The sequence below is a fragment of the Streptomyces sp. NPDC002676 genome (genome assembly GCF_053592455.1).
This window is the reverse complement of sequence record NZ_JBSFVT010000010.1, coordinates 61,352-81,680: the sequence shown is the minus strand read 5'-3', so window position 1 is coordinate 81,680 and position 20,329 is coordinate 61,352. Positions and strand designations below refer to the sequence as shown.

Sequence of the window (20,329 nt, the reverse complement as noted above, 5' to 3'; positions counted from 1 at the left end):
ACGCGGGCGGGTCACCGGCTGATCGCGTTGGCGGACCCCCGGTGGACCTTCTGCGTACCTTCACGTCCTTACATCGAACCGGATGCTCAACTCCCGCCTCAGACACGGCGATCAGCGCCCATCCACCTCATTGCGCCAGCGGTTGTCACTGACCTGCGGCGGCCTCTCGTGCCCGGCACGTGGACGGCTCGGATGCCGAGAACCTGGGCCGGCGGTTCAGAACGGTCCGCTGAGGCTGCCGAGTCGGTCGGTCAGGCGCAGGTTCTCGGTGTAGTCGACAGGACAGGCGATCACGGAGACGCCTTCGTCTTCGAGGGCGCGGCGCAGCACAGGCAGCAGCTGGTCGGCGGACTCGACCCGGTAACCGCGTGCGCCGAAGCTCTCGGCGTAGGCGACCAGGTCCGGGTTGGTGAAGCGGGTGTGGCTGTGGCGGCCGAGTTCGAGTTCCATCTTCCAGGTGATCAGCCCGTATTCCTCGTCCACCAGGACGAGGACGGTCAGGGGGATGTGTTCGCGGACGGCGGTCTCGAGTTCCTGGGAGTTCATCAGGAAGGAGCCGTCGCCCATCATGGCCAGGACGCGCCGGTCGGGCCGGGCCAGTTTGGCAGCAATGGCGCCCGGCAGTGCGAAGCCCATGGTGGACAGGCCGTTGGAGACCAGGCAGGTGTCCGGCTCGTAGGTGGGGTAGAGGCGGGACATCCACATCTTCCCGGCGCCGGTGTCGGCGAGCACGATGTCGTGGCGGTCCAGGGCGGTCCGGACATCGCTCACCACACGCTGGGGCACCAGCGGGAACGCGTCGTTGTCACGCCCGTAGGCGCGTTCGTCGTCGAGCAGCGTACGGATCTTCACGCTGCTTTCCGAGTTGTAGGTGAACCCTTCGGGCAGTGCCGAAGCGAGTGCGTCCAGCGCCTGCGACAGGTCGCCCTCGATGCCCACTGCGACCGGGTAATGTGCGTCCACCTCGGAGGGGAAGCGGTGCACGTGCACGATGCGCTTGTCGCCGTCGGGGTTGATCTTGGCGGGATCGAATTCCTGGATCTCGTAGCCGACGCAGATCACCACGTCGGCGGTGTCGAAGCCGAAGTTGCCGTAGTCGTGGCGCATGAAGCCGACCGCGCCGAGGGCGTTCGGATGGTCGTCGGGGAAGACGCCTTTGCCGTGGAAGGTGGTCGCGACCGGGGTGTTCAGTCGTTCGGCGAACCGCACGAGAGCGTCCGAGGCCCGGGCTCTCGCGGCACCATGGCCTGCCAGCACGACAGGACGCCGTGCCGTGGTGAGCACCTCGACCGCCCGCGCGATCTGCGTGAGTGACGGCGCGTCGGCGTGCACTGTGTCGATCTGCAGGGGTGCCAGATGCTCGGCGGGCCGCTCCGCTTCGATGTCCTCGGGCACGGCCAGGAACACGGCACCGGGGCGCTCGCTCTGCGCGATCTTGAAAGCCTTGCGTGTCATCTCCGGCACCGCGTCAGGACACTCCACGCGGGCCGCCCACTGGGTGACGGGGGCGAACATCGATACCAGGTCGATGACCTGATGCGACTCCTTGTGGGTGCGGCGCAGCGAGCCCTGGGCGGCAAGGGCCACCATCGGTGCGCTGTTGGTCATGGCATCGGCGGTGCCGAGCAGCAGGTTGATCGCGCCGGGGCCCAGCGTGGCCGAACACACCCCGGCCCGGCCGGTCAGACGTCCGTAGATCTCGGCCATGAACGAGGCAGCCTGCTCGTGGCGCACCAGGATGTACCGGATTCCGGAGCCGCTCAGGGCGTCGACGAAGCGGATGTTCTCCTCGCCGGGGATCCCGAAGACGTACTCCACGCCTTCGGCTCGCAGACAGCGCACCAGAAGGTGTGCGACGTCGTCCGCTGCTGCCGTGTTCCGCGACTCGGTCGCGCCGTCGGTGCTCATGAGGCGAACGTAGGTACGCCTGCCTGTCCGGGCCACTCGTCCGCCGCCGACCGGGGCGTGGACCGCTGCGGCCGTTTGGAGGCGTTGTGGTGGCGGCTTCCGCGGTCGGACCGCACGCCGGCTGAGTGAGAACGGGCCGCCATGCACAGAGCGGCGGCAGAACTCCGGGAGGACCGTGTGACCGTTTCGTCGCCCGCCACCGACGCACCGCCGGCCCGGTACGACGACCTGCGGACCCTGGTGATCAACTGCACCCTCAAACGCTCGCCGGCGACGACCGACCCCAGGGGCTGATCGACCGGAGCACGGCCATGATGGCCGCTCAGGGAGTGCACGTCGATGTCGTACGGGCGGTGGACCACGACATCGCGACCGGTGTGTGGCCCGACATGAGGGAGCACGGCTGGGAGACGGACGCCTGGCCGGACCTGTACCGGCAGGTCATGGCGGCCGACATCCTGGTGCTGGCCGGGCCCATCTGGCTGGGCGACAACAGCTCGGTGATGAAGCGGGTGATCGAACGCCTCTACGCCTGCTCCAGCCCGCTCAACGAGGCCGGGCAGTACGCCTACTACGCCGCGTCGGCGGCTGCCTGATCACCGGCAACGAGGACGGCGGATCGGCGAGGCGGGCCCCGGCCCCTCCTACCTCGACCCCGGCTCGGGCGGCCCGGAGAACGACTTCACCAACCGCAACACCACCTTCATGACCTGGAACCTCCTGCACCTGGCCCGCGCACTGAAGGACCTCGGCGGCATCCCCGCCTACGGCAACCAGCGCACCGCCTGGGACGCCGGCTGCCGCCACGACTACGAGAACCCCGAGCACCGGTGACGTGATGCCGAGGGAAACCGGCGGGCAGCCGTCGGGGTCGGCCCCGCCCAGCGGGTCCCAGCGCCGGGCACCGGGCCAGAAGTGTGCCCGGGGGTGGCCCTGGCATCTGCGGACCGGTGGGACGGCTGCGGCAGCGTGGGCGACCGTCCACAGCCGAGGGCGGTGCACCGCCTCGGGCTGCTGCCCCCGCCCCCGGGCCGTTCCGGCCGGAGTTCTGGCGCAGTCCGATCCGCGGGCCCTGACCTCGGTGTTCGGCTGATCCTCCTCGACCGGCTGCCGGCGGAGAGAGGCCGGCAGCCGGTTCTGCTGATGGACGGCAAGATCGGCATCGGAGGGGATCCTCGGTAGCCTGCTGCACCGCTGTCGCGGGCTCGTCGCCCCGACCGGGCGGCTTCTTGTCGTCCTGGCCAACCGCAGATCATTTTGGGCTGTCTCGTCGTGGGACCGTGGTGACGAACAGGGAAGACGGCGCGAGCCGACACCAGCACGATCAGGCGCGGACGGAGACGTTCGGACCAGGGCACCGGGGGCGCAGGGGTGCCGTTCCGGCAGGCGACCCAAGCGGTGGCACCGGGCACCACGCTGGCCATCTGTTCCGACGGACTGGTCGAAAGGCCCGGCACCGACATCGAGACCCAGATCGACACCCTCGCCCGCACGCTCGACTCGGCGCTGAAAGGGGTACTCGCAGATCAGGAGAGCCTCGACCAGCCGCCGACCTGCTGATCAAGACCCTCCTGCCAGACACGGCCACAGATGACGATGACGTGACACTGCTCCTGATCGGGCTGCCCATGCCGGAGGGAGAAGACTTTCGTGCCTGATCGCTGTGATGGCGGTCCTCTTCGACCTCGGCGTGACGCAATGCCCGTGCCGGCACCGGCGCGGGCGGCACCAGCGGCCGACGGCAACCGGAATCTGTACATTTGTGCAGTAGGGATCACGACTGTCAGTCGTGCGGTTGTAGGCCCGTGCTCATGAACCTCGCAGGCGAGGCAGTATGTCCGACTTGAGTGCCCCGATCGTGGCCACGTTCCTCGTGTACGTGGCCGTCATGATCGGAACAGGTGTCTGGGCCTACCGCCGTACGCACACCTTCGCCGACTTCGCCCTCGGCGGCCGCGGGCTCCCCGCGTTCGTCGCCGCCCTGTCCGCAGGAGCCAGCGACATGTCCGGCTGGCTGTTCCTCGCCTTCCCCGGAGCGGTGTACGCGGCCGGTGTCGGCGCAAGCTGGATCGCGGTCGGCCTGGTGCTCGGAACGTACCTCAACTGGTTGTTCGTCGCGCCGAGGCTGCGTACCTACACCGAGCGCGCCGGAAACGCGGTGAGCCTGTCCGCCTACCTGGAGGAGCGGTTCGAGGACCGCACCCGGATGCTCCGGATGGTCTCGGCGGCGGTCACCCTCGTGTTCTTCACCGTCTACGTCGCCAGTGGACTGGTGGCCGGCGGGCTGCTTTTCGGGCACATCTTCGGCGCCGGGTTCCGGCTCGGGGTGGCCCTGACCGCCCTGGTGATCGTCGTCTACTCGTGCCTGGGCGGCTTCCTCGCCGTGAGCCTGACCCACGTCATGCAGGCCACGCTGATGTTCCTCGCCCTGCTCGTCCTCCCCGTCGTCGGTATCGCGACGCTCGGCGGCTTCGGTGCGCTTCGTGACTCCCTCAACAGCAAGACGCCCAGCCTGCTGGACATGGGTGCCAAAGTCGGCTTCACGGACGGCCGGTGGTCGGGAGGCGGCGGGTCGCTCGGCGCCGTCTCGATCATCTCGTTGCTCTCGTGGGGCCTCGGCTATTTCGGGCAGCCGCACATCCTGGCCCGCTTCATGGGCATCCGCAGCACCAGCGCCGTACCCGCTGCCCGCCGTATCGAGACCGGATGGGTGGTCGTGGTACTGGCCGGTGCCACAGTGGTCGGCCTGCTCGGCATCGCGCAGTTCGGCACACCGCTCCACGACCCGCAGACGGTATACATCGCTCTGAGCCGGACCCTGTTCAGTCCGTGGGGCGCCGGCGTGATGCTGATCGCGGTGCTGGCCGCGATCATCTCGACCGCGGACAGCCAGCTCCTCGTGTCGTCCGTCGCCCTCACGGAGGACTTCTACCACGCGTTCCTCAAGCGGCGCGCCTCGGACGAGGCACTGGTGTGGGTGGGTCGCGCCGCCGTCGTCGCCGTGACCCTCGTGGCCTCCGTGATCGCGCTGAGGGGCGGCGGGCTGCTGGGGATCGTGGGCTACGCCTGGGCAGGCTTCGGGGCCGCTTTCGGCCCGGTGGTCCTGCTCTCGCTGTACTGGCCGCGCATGACCTGGGCGGGGGCCATGGCCGGGATCGTGTCCGGCGCAGTCACGGTGCTCCTGTGGCGTGTGGTCAAGCCGCTGCACGGCCCCTTCTGGTCGGGCATCTACGAGATCATTCCGGGCGTCATGGCCGCCACGGTCGCGGCCCTGATCTTCGGCAGGTTCGTCGGCCGGCCTCCGAAACGGGCCTTCTGGCGGATGCCGGGCGGCGGGGTGAGCCAACTGATGCTCACCCCCTTCCTCAGCCACGCGCCGGTCGGCATCGCCGTCCTCGACACGGATCTGCGGTACGTCTGGGTGAACGAGCCGCTGGACCGCCAGATCTCGCTGAAGCAGCGGCTGGGGCGGCGGATGGCGGAGGTGTTGCCGCAGGCCGAGGCCGACGCCTTCGAGGAGAAGATGCGCGAGGTTCTTCGGACCGGTGCGCCGGTGATGGACTTCGAGTACCGCGGCGCCGGCTACACGGTGCACGACCGAGGCCGCGCGATCTCTGCCTCCTTCTTCGCGATGAAGGACCGTCACCACCGGAATGTCGGTGTCTGGTACATGATCATCGATGTCACTGAGCGGTGGCGGGCGCAGGAGCGCCTGGCCCTGCTCAATGACGCCGCTGCGCGCATCGGGAGCACCCTGGACGTTACGCGGACCGCACAGGAACTGGCCGACGACGCGGTGCCGGCCGTCGCGGACTTCGTCGCCGTCGACCTGCTGGACTCGGTCACGAGGGGCGAGGAGCCGGCCCCCGGGCCGGTCGGTATGTCACCCGTCATCCGCCGTGCGGCCCAGCGGTCGGTCCGTGAGGGATGCCCCGAGGCGTCCCTTGCCGTGGGGGAAACAGTCCGACGTGCGCCCGCGTCGCCCGTGACCCGCTGTCTGCTCGAGAGCAAGACCCTGGTCGAACGGGTCCTTGACCGCACCAACAGTCCGTGGGTGACCGTGGACGAAACGCTGGGCGCCTCGTTCCTGAACTACGACTTCCGCTCGGTCATGGTGGTCCCCGTGCGGGCGCGCGGCGTCACCCTGGGGGTGGCGACGTTCGCCCGGTCCCGGCGGCTGGGCCCCTTCGAGGACGACGACGTCCGCCTCGCCGAGGAACTCGTCTCCCGTGCAGCGGTGTGCATCGACAACGCACGCCGCTTCACCCGCGAGCGCACCGCGGCCCGCTCCATGCAGCGCTACCTGCTGCCGCAAGACCTGACGGGAGGGTCCGCTCTCGCCGTGGCCTCGTGGTACCTCCCGGCGGATGCCCCCAGCGGTGTGGGCGGCGACTGGTTCGACGTGATCCCGCTCTCCGGAGCACGGGTCGCCCTGGTCGTCGGGGACGTGGCCGGGCACGGCATCAACGCGGCGGCGACCATGGGGCGCCTGCGCGTCGCGGTACGCACGCTCGCCAACCTCGACCTGTCCCCGGACGAACTGCTGGCCCATCTGGACGATCTGGTAATCGGCCTCATGGGGGCGCACGACATGGATGCTCCGTTGGCGGCCGAGGGCGAGGCGACGGGCACCGCATTCCTGGGCGCCACGTGCCTGTACGCCGTCTACGACCCGGTCAGCAGGCTGTGCACCATGGCCCGGGCCGGTCACCTCCCCCCGATGATCGTCACTCCCGACGGCGCCGCCGACATCCTGGACCTGCCCGCCGGACCGCCACTCGGTCTCGGCTACCTCCCCTTCGAGTCCATCGAGACCGAGCTGGAAGACGGCAGCCTCATCGCCCTCTACACCGACGGCCTCATCGAGTCCGTCGACCGGGACATCGACGTCGGGCTCTCCCGGCTGGGTGATGCCCTCGCGACGCCCTTGCCGACCCTGGCGGAGACCGGCCAACGAGTGATCGACAGCCTATTGACGGGTCCGCCTGCCGACGACGCGGCCCTGCTCCTCGCCCGTACCCGTGTCCTTGCTCCGGATCGCGTCGCCTCCTGGGGCCTTCCCAGTGATCCGGCTGCCGTCGCGCACGCCCGCGACCTCGCGGCTCAGAAGCTGACGGAGTGGGGCATCCCCGATCTCACCTTCACCACGGAACTCATCGTCAGTGAACTGGTGACCAACGCGATCCGCCATGCGTCCGGACCGGTCTGCCTGCGCTTGATCCGGGATCGCGGCCTGATCTGTGAGGTCTCGGACGCCAGCAGCACCGCGCCACGGCTGCGTCACGCGCGGACCACCGACGAGGGGGGACGGGGCCTGCTGATCGTTGCCCAGATGGCCCGCCGGTGGGGCACTCGGTACACGAAGACCGGCAAGATCATCTGGACGGAGCAGGTCATTGCGGCTGACGCGATCGGCTAGCCCGGCGGGCGGATCCGCCATCGCCGCACAACGTGGATCTGATGGCTCCGGCAGGCGGGGCAGCGGGGCGACTGCCTGCCGTTTGCCCACCGGGGTTGCCTTCGGCAGCACGATGGCCTCCGTACCGTCCGCCCACCGCTCGGCCGGTGAGCCCGCGAACGGCCGCTTCAGTGTCGGTGCCCGTGCTGTTTCAGCTCGCGGCCGCCGACGGTGCCCGTGATCTTCACCCGAGCGGCCTGCCCCGCCGAACCCGCGGCCTGGGAGATGTGGATGGGGCTGCCGTTGCCCGCCAGCCGTGTGACCACGCCGGACAGCGCCCAGCAACGGGTCAGTGTGAGTCCTCAAACACCCGGCGACAGCTGACCACGCATGCGAAACGTTGTAGCCTCCGAACATCGCCCTTGACCTGCAAAAAGTAGGCAGGGAGCAGACAAACCGGGAGTTTCTCCATGCTTCGCACCATGTTCAAGTCCAAGATCTAGCGTTTGGGTGTTTCTGCAGGTCAAAGGCGTGATCGCCGCGACCGGGTCAGCAAAAGGTCAACATGGGACCGGACGGTGTCCAGCGTGCTGGCCTGGTGGCCCGTGGCAGTGGCCGCCGTCCCGCCCGGCGCCCGCGGGCGGACGACCCTGTGAAGGGGGCCAGGAACCGGAGTACGCCGCCGAGTGGCGCATGAACTCCGCACTCGTACCCCTCCAGGGGTGCAGCACAAGTCGCTCCCATTGCAAGTGGAGGTGTGCAGCCGCGTGGGCGCGACGCCGTGTCCCGCGCCTGTCGGAGCGGGCGGCCTTTCGGTCGTCGGCGGGCGTCGTGTGCCGATTGCCCCTGCGCACGTCCGGCAGCTCGGCGGACGTCACGATGATGGCGGCAGCCAGCGCGCAGCCTGCTCGCGGCTGACCTTGGCGGCGTCCACATACCACTTCCGGCGGCCAGGATCCCACCGCGCGCCGAGCCGCTTCTTCGCTTCGTCCTTGTCCGCGTACGGGACTTCGAGATAGAGGCGCTCCTCGTCGGTACCGCCTGCTCCGCCGGTCGTCCCCGCGCCCGTCGTTCGCGGGTTCCACGCCGCCCTCTCCTTGCGGGCACGCTCGATGACCCGCCCCACCCGCTCGCACGCCACCGGGTCGGTGAGCCGCATCATCAGGTCGGTGGGGCCCTTGTTGGCCAGGAGGTTGAGCGAGCCGTGCCACAGCACATTCCCGTCCAGGATCAGCACCTTCTCGTGCATCCGCTCCCGGAACTCGACCCGGCAGCCCACCGAACGCAGTTCGTCGACCAGTCCCTGGACACGTTCCGCCGCCGCATCGGTCGTCTGCTCCCGCGGATCGCGGGTCCTGACCGTCACCTGAACGCCGTCCACCACCCGCTTCGCGAGGTGCGCCGACCAGGTGCGGACCGGCCGGCGGTCGAGGAACGGTGAGTAGAGCTCAATGGTGCGGGCGGCCCTCGCGATGTCCCACTGGACAGCCGCGGGGACCTCGTCGGCGGGGAAGAACGCGGGCCGGGCCAGTTCCTTGTCGGAAAGGGCAGACAACTGGGCGGCGTCACGGACCGGGATGAGCTGGTCCACGGACATGCACTGCGCGTTCGACTCGAGGTGATCGAGCATGCGCAGCGCCTCGCTGCCGACGGCCAGGTGCTCCCGTAGATGCTCGACGTCCGCGAGGACGACGAGGTGATCCTGCGCCCGGCTCAGTGCGACGTTGAGCAGTCGGCAGGTGTGCGAGGACAGTCCGCCGCCGCTGAAGAAGTACCCCGGTGACCTGCCCGACCCGGCCGTGGTGTCGAGAATGACGATGGGCCGCTGACTCCCCTGGAACCGGTGGACGGTGTCGACGAGCCCCTCGTACGACGTCCCGAAACGGTAGGCCAGGCTGTTCTTGAGGGCCTGTACCTGCGCGCGGTACGGGGCGATCACCGCCAGCCGGTCCGTGGCCCGCTCCCCGGCGGGTACGTCCTCAGCCTTGCGACCGGGCAGAACGCCCTCGTACTGGAGGCCGCGCACGAGTTCATGGACGGCCGCCTCGTGCAGCGTGTTGGTGAGGTGGTCGCGCCCGGCGATCCGCTGCTTCGACGTGTCGATGAGGATCACCGGTGCGTCGACCAGCGGATTGAACGGAATGCGCGAGCCGTCTCCCCGTCCCGTCGACAGGGGCGCGTCCGGATAGGCCACGGTGTTGACCAGGTCGCAGATCGGACCGCGCATCCGATACTGGGTGTTCAGCGCCACGAGCCGAGCGTCCGGCCGGACGGACCCGGACTCCCCGACCAGGCCCGCCGCATGGAAGACGTCCCGTGCGCACCACCGCAGGGAGTGGTCACGTTCCTCCGGCGTCGCCTTGCGGTCGCCGCCGCCCTTGGTCACCGCCGGAAGCTGACGGAAGTCGCCCGCCACGACGACCCGCTTGCCGGCGAGACCTGCCGCGTACCAGGCGGAGGGAAGGTCGACCATCCCCGCCTCGTCGATGACCACCACGTCGACGCGGTCGAGCAGCTTGTGCGACTGAACGGCCTTGGCGACGGTCGCGCCGAGGACCCGGCACTTCGAACGGACCGTGTCCTTGATCGCCCGGCGCTGCTCCTCCAGCGTGTTGATCTCCTGTTGCAGCCGGTCGGCCCGCGACACCAGCGCTGCCCGGCCCGGCAGGCCGGAAACCTTGGCCTCCTCGGCCGACAAGGCCGACCGCAGCCGGGTCACCTCGGTCATGGCGTGCCGCCGGGCACGCTCGGCAGCGGCGAGGTTGGACGCGATCGACTCCAGTCGGGTGCGGGCACTGGTGACGACCGCGCGTGCGTCGTCCAGTTGCTTCTGCTTCCGGTCGGCGAACAGTCCGCGTGGGACGCCGATCTTCTCGATCAGAGCCGTCTGTTCGGCGATCTCCCTGCGGGCGCCTGCCTGGGCGGAGTTCGCCGCGTCGCCGCTCTGCGTCGCCTGCGCGTGCTGCTGTTGCGCCGCCGCGAGATCGGCGCGGAGGGCGCCCACCTTGTCGTGTGCGGCGAGGCCCGCCTGCGTGGTGCGCAGTTCCTCAGCGCGTTCGGTGAGCGCGGCGTCCAGTGTGGTGGAGAGCCGCGTGGCGATCCGCTCCGGGTCCACCTGCTCGCCATACCTGTCCTGCAGCGATGGGACCGTGATCTCTCCGGCGCGCTGCACGAGTCCGTCCGGGAATCCGGTCTCGGCGGAGAGAAGGTCGCAGACGCGCTCCAGGGCCTGGTCGACGGCGACCTTCGTCGGCGCGAGGAAGAGGACCGTGAGGTCCTGCCGGTAGCTGCCCTCGATGATGTGTCCGACGACATCGGTCTTGCCGGTGCCCGGCGGCCCCCACAGGAAGGTGACCTCGCCGGCGAGAGCCTGGGAGACCGCCTGACGTTGTCCGGAATTGAGCTTCAGGGACGCCCAGTTCGCCACCCAGCGGGCCATCGACCGTTCACTGCCGAGCCGCGGGCTGCCCCGGCCGACCATCCACCCGGCGCTTTCTGGACGCACCGGGTGTTCCTGCTGCCCCACCGCCTCCAGGCGCTCGGCGAGCGTGCGCCACCCGGCCGCGTCGTCCTCACGGATCTGCACGTTCGCCGGGGCGTTCCCCAGATCCACGGCGGTGGCCAGCCGCACGCTGCCGTCGGGAAGCCGCTTGGCCTCGGCCGGAGCCCATTCACCGGTGGAGCGCGACGGCCGGACCAGCACGGGCTTGCCGTTGAGGCCATCCTGCCACTTGCGGCACTGGAACACGTACTCGTACCGACCCTCTGCGGACGAGCTTCGGCGCCCCTTCGACAGGGGCACCTTCTGCTCGTCCTTGCCGCCGCTGCGCAGCTCGGCAGCAATCTCCAGCCGGACTGCGTCCAGCAGTTCGTCCACCGGATACGGACGGGTCGACTCCTGCGCCATCTCCACCCCCGAGGTGATTGGCTCATCGCCATGACATACGCCAGACCTGGGCACATGCGGAAGGGCGAGCTTATGTACACCGAGGTGAGCCAAGCGTGTTTCCGGTCAGTGCTGCTTCCGAGGGGAGAACTTCTTCTTCGCAGAGGGCAATCGGCTCCTACCGTCTTGCCGGAGGGCGGGTACGCTTCCGTGTCCCAACGGGCCGTTCCTTCTCCGGCTTGCGTCGGCCTGTCGTCCGGCACGTGCCCTCCACCGCCCTGCCCATGTCGCCCCCTGGTCCGCCACAGTGCTGGTCCAGCCTGCTCAACGACGCCTGGGTACACCCGGTGTCGGGCACGGACCCGTACAACGGCCGTACAAACCCGTACCGCGGTCGTACGGGCCGACGGGGACCGCCTGGCAACCACCATGGCTGTGACGAGACGGGTCACCGCGGAACGGCTCGCGGGCGTGGGGGATCCCATACGACACGGAGACCTCCCAGTGGTGAGCTGGGACGGCCCCTTGAGGAGCCGCCCCAGGAACGCTAACCGTTGCGCCTCACATGGTTGAGGACGTTCATCCCGATGCCGGCGATCGCGACGAACGCACCGCCACTGCTCGAAAGGATCACCAACGGGCCGGCGTGAAGCGCCATGGTCGTGACGGCCGCGCCGAGAGACACCACAGTGGAGCAGAGGGCGACGATGCTGATGTCGCGCCCGGGATGGTTGCACGTCCGGTGGGTCGAGTGAGTCGACACCGTTCCTCCATTGACTTGTTCGCTCGCTGGAACTGGGCACGGCTGACCGAGGTGAGTCGTGCTCCCAGCGATGCGCAGACGAGCTCTAAGGAGCCCGCAACCAGCTGGTTGCCGGTAGGTCTGCACAGAGCGTGAAAGTCAAAGAGGCCTCCGGAAGGGTGTGGAAGTTACGCACGCTTACTCTAGTGAGAAGCCAACTCGCCTGCAACGTACACCTGTTGCCTGCGGCCCGCGAATAATCACGAGACGAACGCCCGAAGCACGTTGGCGAAGGTCGTCAGCTCGTCGATCATCTGCTGGGGAAGCGGCTTCTCGTCGAAGTGGGCGATCCGATTGCGGATGTCCTTGACCCGTCTGAGGCGCCCGACGAACTGCTCGCGGGGCATGTTGGGCCACTTCAGGGCCTCCCAGTTGCGGTCGGCACGCTCGGCCATGGCCTGCTTGGTCTGGCCGCCGTCCAGCAGCTTCAGGTAGTCGCCGAACATCAGGTCCGTCACCTGGCCGGTGCGGTGTTCGGGCCTCTTGTTCGTCTGGACGGCCTTGACGGCTTCCTCGTCCAGGGCCGCGCCCAGACAGCGGCGCAGCAGGGACTCGATCTCCCCGACGATGAAGAAGGGCCGGGCGGAGCCCTCGAAGCGTTCGGTGACGTCAGCTGCGGTCACGATGCCCGACAGGCAGCCGTCGTCGCCGCGGACGAGCAGATAGCCGTGCTCCTTGAGCACCGGGAGGGCGGCGAAGAGTTCCTGGCGGGCGTCCGCGACGGGCAGGGAGTCCTTCTCCATCGCGTTGTCCAGGGTGGGCTGCTTCCCCGCCTCGTACATCCGGGCCACCGAACCCCAGGTGACCACCCCGTGGATCTGCGCCATGCCGGTGGTCACCGGTACCTGGGAGAGGCTCTTGGTGCGCATCAGGAAGGTGGCCTGACCCAAGGGGGTGCCGGGGTTGACGCCCAGCACTCCACGCCTGGCCGACGGGACGTCGCCGAGCAGCAGCCGCTGCGGGAGGGAGGGCAGGGCCTCGTCGTCCTCGTCCGCATCGCCGTTCTCGAGCTCGACCGGTCCGGCCTGTGCGGGGACGGAGGCGAGCGGCACCACGTCGACGCTGCTGCGCAGCCCGCAGACGGCGAAGTCGGGCAGGGTCGTCAGGCCTGCGTCGGCCAGTGCCTGCGAGATGAGGTGCACCGTGCGGTGGTCCCGGACCCGGACCCGGAACAGGTCCAGGATCTCCTGCACGGGCACGGTGCTGCCCTTGAGCGAGGCGAGATCCTTCTCGCTGGGCCTGGTGGTCATCGGGCGTCGCCCTCCGTGGAGTCGCGGAGCATGGTCCGCTTGCCCATGGCGGACTGGACCAGGTCCAGCAACTGACGCGAACGGTCGGTGTAGAAGCGCTCGTAGTCGTTTTCGCGCAGTGCCTCCGGATCGACGAGGTGGGTGGCGAGCACGTCGTCGAACCACTCGGGGCGCATGTCGGAGGCCGCGACGAGGGTGGAGAGGTAGGACGACGGCGCGCCCGTCATGCTCATCGCGGCGCGGTAGGACAGCGGGCTCTTGTTCACGATCGAGTTCGTCGGCAGGCCGTGACTGTTGCCCCTGCGGAACCAGGTCTTGGGGAAGATCTGCCGGATGTCCACGACGTACTCGTCGAGCCGTCCGGGGCTGAGCGGGGCGTCCGTGTGGTGCCAGTCGACCGCGCCCTGCCTGACCAGCAGGGCGTAGATGCCTTTGTAGGCGGCGCTGTTGCGGGTGGTGAGGGTGTCGAGCCGCTCGGCGAAGAAGAACGCGTCGGTGACGGTCTCGGGCGCGCGGTCCTCCTGCCTGATCCACGCCACGAGCTGTTCCACGTCCCGGGTGAAGCGTGTCTCGGTGGAGCCGCTGTACATCTCACCGAGTACACCGCACCAATACCACTGCTCGATCTTCTCCTCGGGACCCAGCCCGTCGGTCGCGTCGCCGAGGATGGCCCGCACCGCGGCGAGCGGCACGAGTTGCGTCTTGTACGGCAGGTCGTTGGCGCGGACGATGCACTGGCGTTCCAGGAAGTCGCCGACCCAGGCGAAGGCGTCGGCGAGCTGGGGCGCCAGGCGGACGAAGTCGTTCAGAGGCAGATCCAGCAGGTCCCGACGCTTGCAGGACACCGTGGCCCCGACGCCCGCCGCCTTGCGCTCCCAGGTGCGGACCAGCGCGATGGCCTGCAGGAAGTCGATGCTGCTCAGGCCGTTCTCCAGGCCGCTGTCCAGTCGGCCGAGGACCGGGTACTTGCTCGCCAGTGCTTCCTTGATCTCCCGCCACACCTCGGGGAGCTGGTAGTAGCCGCCGGTACGGTCCACGTACTCGGGGTCGCCGGCGTAAGTGGCGGTGAGCAGTTCGAACACGTTCAGGGGCACGCCGCCGGTGTTGACGCGCTCGAACACCGCGCAGACCGCGTCCATGGAGGTCGACGCGGCCAGCCGGATCATCGGGACCTGGAAGGCGCGGACCTGCTGGAGGACCAGGTCGTCGAACTGGCCCCACCGGTCCCAGTTCCGGTCCTCGTCCGCCTTGATGTAGCCCTTCTTCCAGTCGTTCACGCGCTGGGCGTCGAAGACGAGATGCAGCGGGAAGAGGCCCGCCGCGCACTCCGCCTCCCTGGTCCTCAGATCCAGCACGACCGTGCGGTTGAAGTCGGCGCGGAGCACCTTGTCCGCCGGGACGGACAGGATCGCCTCGTCGCGGTCGGCGGAAGGTCCGACGGCCTTCTCGATGTCGACGTAGTACCAGCGCTCGATGGGCTTGCCGCGGGAGTCCGACGTCTCCACCGGGGCGTCCAGCCACAGTGCCTGGAAGAGGGAGGTGAGGCGCTGCTGTCCGTCCAGCAGGAGGAGGTCCGCCTTCGGATCGCCCTCGGGGCGGGCCCCCGTGAGTGTGCGGGAACGGAAGCGGGTGGCGCCGCCGGTCTGCAGCGTCATCACCACGCCGAGCGGGTAGTCCAGCGTCACTGTCGCGATGATCGCCCTGATCCGGTCGTCGTCCCACTTCCAGTTCCTCTGGAAGTCGGGCAGTTGTAACGCCCCGGAGGCGACATCCGTGAGTACGTCCCTGAGCTTCAGATTGTCCAGTGCCGCCATGTGTCTCTCTTCTCACCCTGCCCGCGCGTACGGAGAGTGATTCCAGCAGCGCTCTGCGGTGACCGTCAACCTGTTCGCCGAAGAACGAGATCAGCGCCGCCATGCTCCGCAGCTGAGACGAACTGCGTTGATACCAACCATGGTTGAGGATATGGGGCTCTGCGGCGCGGGAGACGACGGAGAGGACACGCTGCCAGTTGCCGGCGCGGGCAGCGTCGGCCGGCTCATCCCGCTCTGTCTAGTCGTCCGAGTGGACATGCTCCCGGCGTATGTGGCCGTTTTACTGCGCGATGCGTCCGAGCTCCTGGAGCATGCGAATGAGTGTGTGGTGACCGGTCTTTCTCGAAGGAAATGTCGCTTCTCAGCAACCCGCAGGTGGCCGGTGCAGTCGACTTCGGACATCGACCCCCGCACCGCGGCTTCACCCACGTGTCGGCTGGTAGGCATCGTGGATCCGGCGATCACAGTCGAATCGGAGAACCTCAATGAGCACTTACGCCGACCCACTCGTCAACGCTGCAACCCCGATGAGCGAGTACGAGGGGCAGGTGTGGGACACGCTCCACGAGCACTGGCTACGCCGCAACAACCGCCGCGGTCTGCCGAACTGGGCGAGCGCCGCCCTCGGCCGGACCGGTGAGGCCGCGGGAAACGCCGTGAGACGGGTCACGGACGCTGTGCCGGAGGCGGTCACGGAACCGATCCGTCGCGCAGGCGACGCGGTCGCCGACAAGGCCATGCGACCGGCGCTCGCAGGCGCCGCAGCGTTGCTCGAGCTGGTCAACGACTGGGCCATGGAGCTCAACGACCCGAAGAACGTCGAGAATCTCGCCCGCAAGCAAGGTTTCGACCTCGACAGTTTCACCGAACTGCGGCAGCAGGATCTCAAGGTCTGTGACCGGCTGCTGTCCCGCAACACTCTCAGGTGGCGCACCGCCGGCGCGTTCGAAGGTGGCGCCATGGGTCTGCTGGCCATGGTCCCCGTCGCCGGTATCCCCGTCGCGATGACAGCGGACATCCTCGTCGTCCAGGTCCTCAGCACGTCGATCGCATCGCGTATCGCGTACTCCTACGGCTACGACGCCAAAGACCCCAAGGAGCAGGACTTCATCCAACGCCTGGTACAGCGGTCCTTCATGGCACAGGCGGCCAAAGCCAAGCCGTTGCGTGAGACCGCACGGGCGGCGAACGCGGTCAAAGGGCGCATAAGGTGGTCACAGAAGCTCCGCCAGGACCACCGCCTCCTGGCCGCCCTCGAGAAGCTGATGCAGCAGCTGGGTCCGGCCGGTTCCAGGGTGCCGGTCAAAAACGTCGCCAAGGTCGTGCCGTTCGTGGGTGTCCTCATCGGTGCCGGCATGAATTCCGCGGTCCTCGGCAGGGTGGCCACCGACGCCCAGCGGTACTGCCAGACCCGATTCCTGTGCGACAAGTACGGGCTGCCGCTGCCGGCCGCGCTGGCGACCGACCAGGACGAGGACCCTCAGACCGACGCCCTGTAAGTGAGCGCCGCTGGGTCCACGGTGCAGCCTCTGCGGGTCCCGCTTGCGGGGGAGCACCCGCGCCCCGTGAGGTCGTGCTGCGCCGTCGCGGAGGTCGAAAGGTACCCGCTCGTGGGGGCGCCGTGCGGCAGGAATCCCTCGGGTCGTGCATGTAGACGCTTCTCGCACTGCTTGGCAGCACGACACGGCTGCGGCGCGATCCGATATGGCCGCCCGCCGGTCTCCCTGCGCCTGCTTCGGGACGTCGATCGCGCGCTGATCTGCGAGGTTTCGGACGGGGGTCATACCTCTCCGCATCTCCGCCGCGCCGGCAGCGAGGACGAAGGAGGACGGGGCCTTTTCCTGGTGGCGCAGCTCACCGCCATGTGGGGCACTCGCTATGGCCGCCAGGGCAAGACGATCTGGGCCGAGACCGGGCTGGAGCAGGAGTGCCACTGGAGCTGTTTCTGGAGCCGTGAGTTCGATCCCCCGGCCCCTCGAAATGGTCCCGCGCACCTGTTCGTTCACTGGTCAGGCGGACTCGGAGCCTTGCCGGCCCGGCAGCGGCGGGCTTTCCCGAACCGCCGGGTGGCGGAGTGCTCCGTGGGTGAGCACGCGAACAGCTCCATCGACGTGGCCGTCATCGCCCGCCTCGGACAGGGAGAGACTTGAACTCCGCAATGTGCTGCTGCTGGGCGGGGCCTTCTCGGACCAGCGCTGTGATCGGCAGTGCGACGAGCTGGATTCCGCCGGGGACCTTCCCCGTTTGCCGAGCGCGGCCGCCGGGTTCAGACGTCCGGGCGGCGGCGCCGGGCAGGCCGTTGAGGCAGTCGGTCGCCTTGTGGTCTTCGGTGGTCACCGAGTCGCAGCGGAACCGTTCCGACGTTGCGGAGGCGGAAGCAGCAGCGGCAGCGAGGAGCACGGCGGCGCCAACCCTGGGGGACGACGCAGCACGTCGTAGGGGAGGAGCGGTCAGGGGTGCTAGGCGTTGCTCCACCCGGTTGTGTTGGAATACGAGTCCAGCAGGTCCACCACGAAGACCAGGGTCGAGCCCGCCGGGATCAACGGCGAGGGCGACTGATTGCCGTAGCCGAGACGCGGGGGAACGATGATCTCGCGCCGACCGCCGACCTTCATCCCCCTCACTCCCCGGTCCCAGCCCTTGATGACCTTGCCACTGCCCAGGGCGAACTTGAACGGCTGGCCCCGGTCCCAGGAGGCATCGAACTCCTTCCCGGACTCGAAGGTCACCCCGACATAGTGGACCCTGACCACCATGCCCGGCTTTACCTCAGCCCCGTCCCCGACGATCAGGTCCCGGATGGTCAGCTCGGTAGGAGCGTCACCCTCCGGAACGTCGACCTCGGGCTTCGTCAGTTCACTCATTGCAGCCTCATCACTCTCCGTCGGAAGCCGTCGCACGGACCAGCCGGACACATGGACACTTCATGCAGCAGATGGTCACGCTACCGAGAATGCCGGTCCCCGGAGCACACCAGATCCAGCGGCCACAGGTGATGATCTTTCGCACAGCCGATGTACGCGACCGGCACACACAGGTCACATCTCGCGGCTGATCAGCGCTCGTGACGCCTTGTGCCGCACCGTGCGCTCCCTGAGCAGGGGCCTGCTGATCATTGCCCGAGGTCGCCGCCGGCATCGGGTGACGGCACGAAGTCGTCGAAGACAGTGTGGACAACGGCGATGCCTCGGGCTCGACCCAGTGGGCACCGGCACGCTGCAGAAAATGGGTGAAAGTGGCGCGCAGAGCGATCTACGATGGTTCGCCATGGGTGGGGCCGCCGAATGACGAACATGAGCCTGCCGAGACCCGTCCGCCCTGGAGACACGCTGACAGGCTGGGTCACCATCGGACAGGTGTCACCTCGCGCGAGGACTGCGATGGCGCGGATTCACGGCGAGTTGATCAACCAGAACGGCGAACAGGTCCTCAGTCTGGAGCTCGACGCGGTGGTGAAAAACCGCCCGACGGCGACATCCGATTGAGCCCAGTGAACTTGTCGACCGGCCCAGCCGCCAAGCGTGTGGGTGCCCGCCCGTCGCACTCGACACGGGAGGAATCGCGATCCCACGCGACCGCCTGTCGATCAGTCGGGGCCGGTTGACGCGGAGGGCTGCGTCGAGTGCAACGATGTGCCGCATCGGCTCAGAGAAGCGCCAACTATAGTGCAACTAGGCGGAGTTGGAGTCTGGCGAGCTGTGTGTGGGTGGTTCGGTCCAAGGGGTGGCCGTTCCACCGGGGCGTGGAGTGGATGCGAGCACTAACGTCGAATCTGTCCCCGCCGTGGGTATGGGCATGCCCAACATCGGCCTGGTCGGCCCCAACCGCTCGGCAACCACGCTCGAAGAGGTCCGGGCGGGACGCCGAACCGTGGTCTACTTCCTGCGGGCCGCCACGTGTGCGGTGTGTGTGAAGCGCGCTCGCACATTGGCCGATCTCGCCGCTTCGGGTGAGTTGGGGACCAACGTGCGGGTGGTGCTTGTGGCGCCTGGCGAAGCGTCCGACGCCGCAAAGCTGACCAAGCGGATCGGCGGTGACGCAGTGAGCAGTTGGGCCTCAGGCACTGGGCACGAGGCGGCCGGGCTGGGGGCATTCTTGGCCCTGCAGCACGGTGGGACCTTCCTCGTGAACGCCGACGGCACGATTGCGTACCGTCGGACCGCGGCGCTGCCGCCCAACAGCTTCTCTCGTCAGGAACTGCTGAGCGCCCTGGACGACTGAGGGCGGCCCCTGGCCTGACGGGCCCCGACTCGTGCGCGACCAGCCAGGGGAGTCCCAGTGCGGCCGTGATCGACCGCCCGCGTGACGCTGTCCGGTTGCCGTCGGGGTATTTGAGCCCGGTTGCGTACGCCGGCGTGTGCCGTTCGCCGAGGGGTAGCGCAGGGGCAGGCAACAACCCTGAGCGCCTCTCGGCAGCGGCCTGATGCACCGCCAGAGAAGTCAGCATTCGGTCAGTATGAGTCCTGAAAAACATGGGGAAAACTGCCCGAACAAGCGACTGGTTGTAAGGTGTGGAAACAGCCCTTGACCTGCAAAAGCGCAGGCAGGGAGCAGACACACCGGGAGTTTCTCCATGCTTCGCACCATGTTCAAGTCCAAGATCCATCGCGCCACCGTCACCCAGGCCGACCTGCACTACGTGGGATCGGTGACCATCGACGCGGACCTCCTCGACGCCGCCGACCTGCTGCCCGGCGAGCTGGTGCACATCGTCGACATCACCAACGGCGCGCGGCTGGAGACGTACGTCATCGAGGGGGAGCGCGGGTCCGGGGTCATCGGGATCAACGGGGCCGCCGCCCATCTCGTGCATCCCGGAGATCTGGTGATCATCATCAGCTACGCCCAGGTCACCGACGCCGAGGCGCGGGAGCTGAAGCCGAGGGTCGTGCATGTCGACGGCGGCAACCGGATCGTCTCCCTCGGCGCCGACCCGTCCGAGCCGGTGCCCGGCTCCGACCAGCAGCGCAGCCCGGAGGCCGTACCGGCGTGACGACGTCGGGGTGACTGGCCCGGCGGGGGCCGGGTAGTCGGGGAGTAGCCCGCGGGTGAAGTCCCGCCGGCGGCTGGAGGACACCATGACCAGCCCGTACCCCGAACCCGTCCCGCCGGAGCCGTACCCCACTCCGGTTCCGCCACCGGAGCCGTCGCCGGGCCCTGAGCCGACCCCGCCTCCGGCGCCCCCGCCTCCGGCACCGCCCCAGCCGGGGCCGCCGGAGCCGTCGCCTTCACCGATCCCCCCGGGCCCGGAACCCGTACCGAATCCGGAAC

13 protein-coding genes and 2 pseudogenes are annotated in these 20,329 nt (G+C 68.6%); 8 read left to right on the top strand and 7 right to left on the bottom strand.

Annotated elements, in window-relative coordinates; genetic code table 11:
* Window positions 1-216 precede the first annotated feature (216 nt).
* Window positions 217-1,908 (bottom strand): acetolactate synthase large subunit, encoded by a 1,692-nt coding sequence (locus tag ACWD3E_RS26160; RefSeq protein WP_451389999.1) that lies wholly within the window; start codon window positions 1,906-1,908, stop codon window positions 217-219.
* Between the two features lie 141 nt (window positions 1,909-2,049).
* Between ACWD3E_RS26160 and ACWD3E_RS26155 the strand changes: the two are divergent.
* From ACWD3E_RS26155 to putP, 3 genes and pseudogenes are all read left to right on the top strand, one after another.
* Window positions 2,050-2,742: pseudogene (locus ACWD3E_RS26155) on the top strand (flavodoxin family protein).
* Window positions 2,743-3,279: 537 nt separating this feature from the next.
* Complete coding sequence (locus ACWD3E_RS26150; protein WP_451389998.1) at window positions 3,280-3,468, top strand: SpoIIE family protein phosphatase; 189 nt, start codon at window positions 3,280-3,282, stop codon at window positions 3,466-3,468.
* Between the two features lie 274 nt (window positions 3,469-3,742).
* Window positions 3,743-7,327 (top strand): sodium/proline symporter PutP, encoded by a 3,585-nt coding sequence (gene putP / locus ACWD3E_RS26145; RefSeq protein ID WP_451389997.1) that lies wholly within the window; start codon window positions 3,743-3,745, stop codon window positions 7,325-7,327.
* A gap of 167 nt (window positions 7,328-7,494) precedes the next feature.
* Here the strand turns inward: putP and ACWD3E_RS26140 are convergent, their stop codons facing one another.
* The 5 genes from ACWD3E_RS26140 to ACWD3E_RS26120 form a co-directional block, all read right to left on the bottom strand.
* Window positions 7,495-7,632: a hypothetical protein gene (locus ACWD3E_RS26140; protein WP_451389996.1), complete on the bottom strand. Its 138-nt coding sequence runs from the start codon at window positions 7,630-7,632 to the stop codon at window positions 7,495-7,497.
* Window positions 7,633-8,180: 548 nt separating this feature from the next.
* A complete protein-coding gene (locus ACWD3E_RS26135; protein ID WP_451389995.1) occupies window positions 8,181-11,306 on the bottom strand; it encodes an AAA domain-containing protein in 3,126 nt (1,041 codons plus the stop codon).
* Window positions 11,307-11,739: 433 nt separating this feature from the next.
* Window positions 11,740-11,955 (bottom strand): hypothetical protein, encoded by a 216-nt coding sequence (locus ACWD3E_RS26130; RefSeq protein WP_451351019.1) that lies wholly within the window; start codon window positions 11,953-11,955, stop codon window positions 11,740-11,742.
* A gap of 239 nt (window positions 11,956-12,194) precedes the next feature.
* Window positions 12,195-13,244, bottom strand: a complete 1,050-nt coding sequence (locus ACWD3E_RS26125; RefSeq protein WP_451351018.1) for a CBS domain-containing protein — start codon at window positions 13,242-13,244, stop codon at window positions 12,195-12,197.
* Window positions 13,241-15,058, bottom strand: coding sequence for a GmrSD restriction endonuclease domain-containing protein (locus tag ACWD3E_RS26120; RefSeq protein WP_451389994.1), 1,818 nt, complete (start codon window positions 15,056-15,058; stop codon window positions 13,241-13,243). Before ACWD3E_RS26120 ends, ACWD3E_RS26125 begins: the two co-directional genes overlap by 4 nt.
* Before the next feature lie 485 nt (window positions 15,059-15,543).
* Between ACWD3E_RS26120 and ACWD3E_RS26115 the strand changes: the two genes are divergently transcribed.
* Together ACWD3E_RS26115 and ACWD3E_RS26110 are read left to right on the top strand one after the other, a co-directional pair.
* Window positions 15,544-16,557: an EcsC family protein gene (locus tag ACWD3E_RS26115; RefSeq protein WP_451389993.1), complete on the top strand. Its 1,014-nt coding sequence runs from the start codon at window positions 15,544-15,546 to the stop codon at window positions 16,555-16,557.
* A gap of 195 nt (window positions 16,558-16,752) precedes the next feature.
* A pseudogene (locus ACWD3E_RS26110) lies at window positions 16,753-16,980 on the top strand (ATP-binding protein); the annotation flags it as partial.
* 537 nt (window positions 16,981-17,517) lie between these two features.
* Here the strand turns inward: ACWD3E_RS26110 and ACWD3E_RS26105 are convergent.
* Window positions 17,518-17,922: an FKBP-type peptidyl-prolyl cis-trans isomerase gene (locus ACWD3E_RS26105; RefSeq protein ID WP_451389992.1), complete on the bottom strand. Its 405-nt coding sequence runs from the start codon at window positions 17,920-17,922 to the stop codon at window positions 17,518-17,520.
* A 420-nt stretch (window positions 17,923-18,342) separates the two neighbouring features.
* Between ACWD3E_RS26105 and ACWD3E_RS26100 the strand changes: the two genes are divergently transcribed.
* From ACWD3E_RS26100 to panD, 3 genes are all read left to right on the top strand, one after another.
* The gene (locus tag ACWD3E_RS26100) at window positions 18,343-18,543 is read left to right on the top strand and encodes a hypothetical protein (protein WP_451389991.1); all 201 of its coding nucleotides are present in this window, start codon (window positions 18,343-18,345) and stop codon (window positions 18,541-18,543) included.
* 310 nt (window positions 18,544-18,853) lie between these two features.
* Window positions 18,854-19,279, top strand: coding sequence for a redoxin family protein (locus ACWD3E_RS26095; RefSeq protein WP_451389990.1), 426 nt, complete (start codon window positions 18,854-18,856; stop codon window positions 19,277-19,279).
* A gap of 352 nt (window positions 19,280-19,631) precedes the next feature.
* A complete protein-coding gene (panD, locus tag ACWD3E_RS26090; RefSeq protein WP_451389989.1) occupies window positions 19,632-20,051 on the top strand; it encodes an aspartate 1-decarboxylase in 420 nt (139 codons plus the stop codon).
* Window positions 20,052-20,329 lie beyond the last annotated feature (278 nt).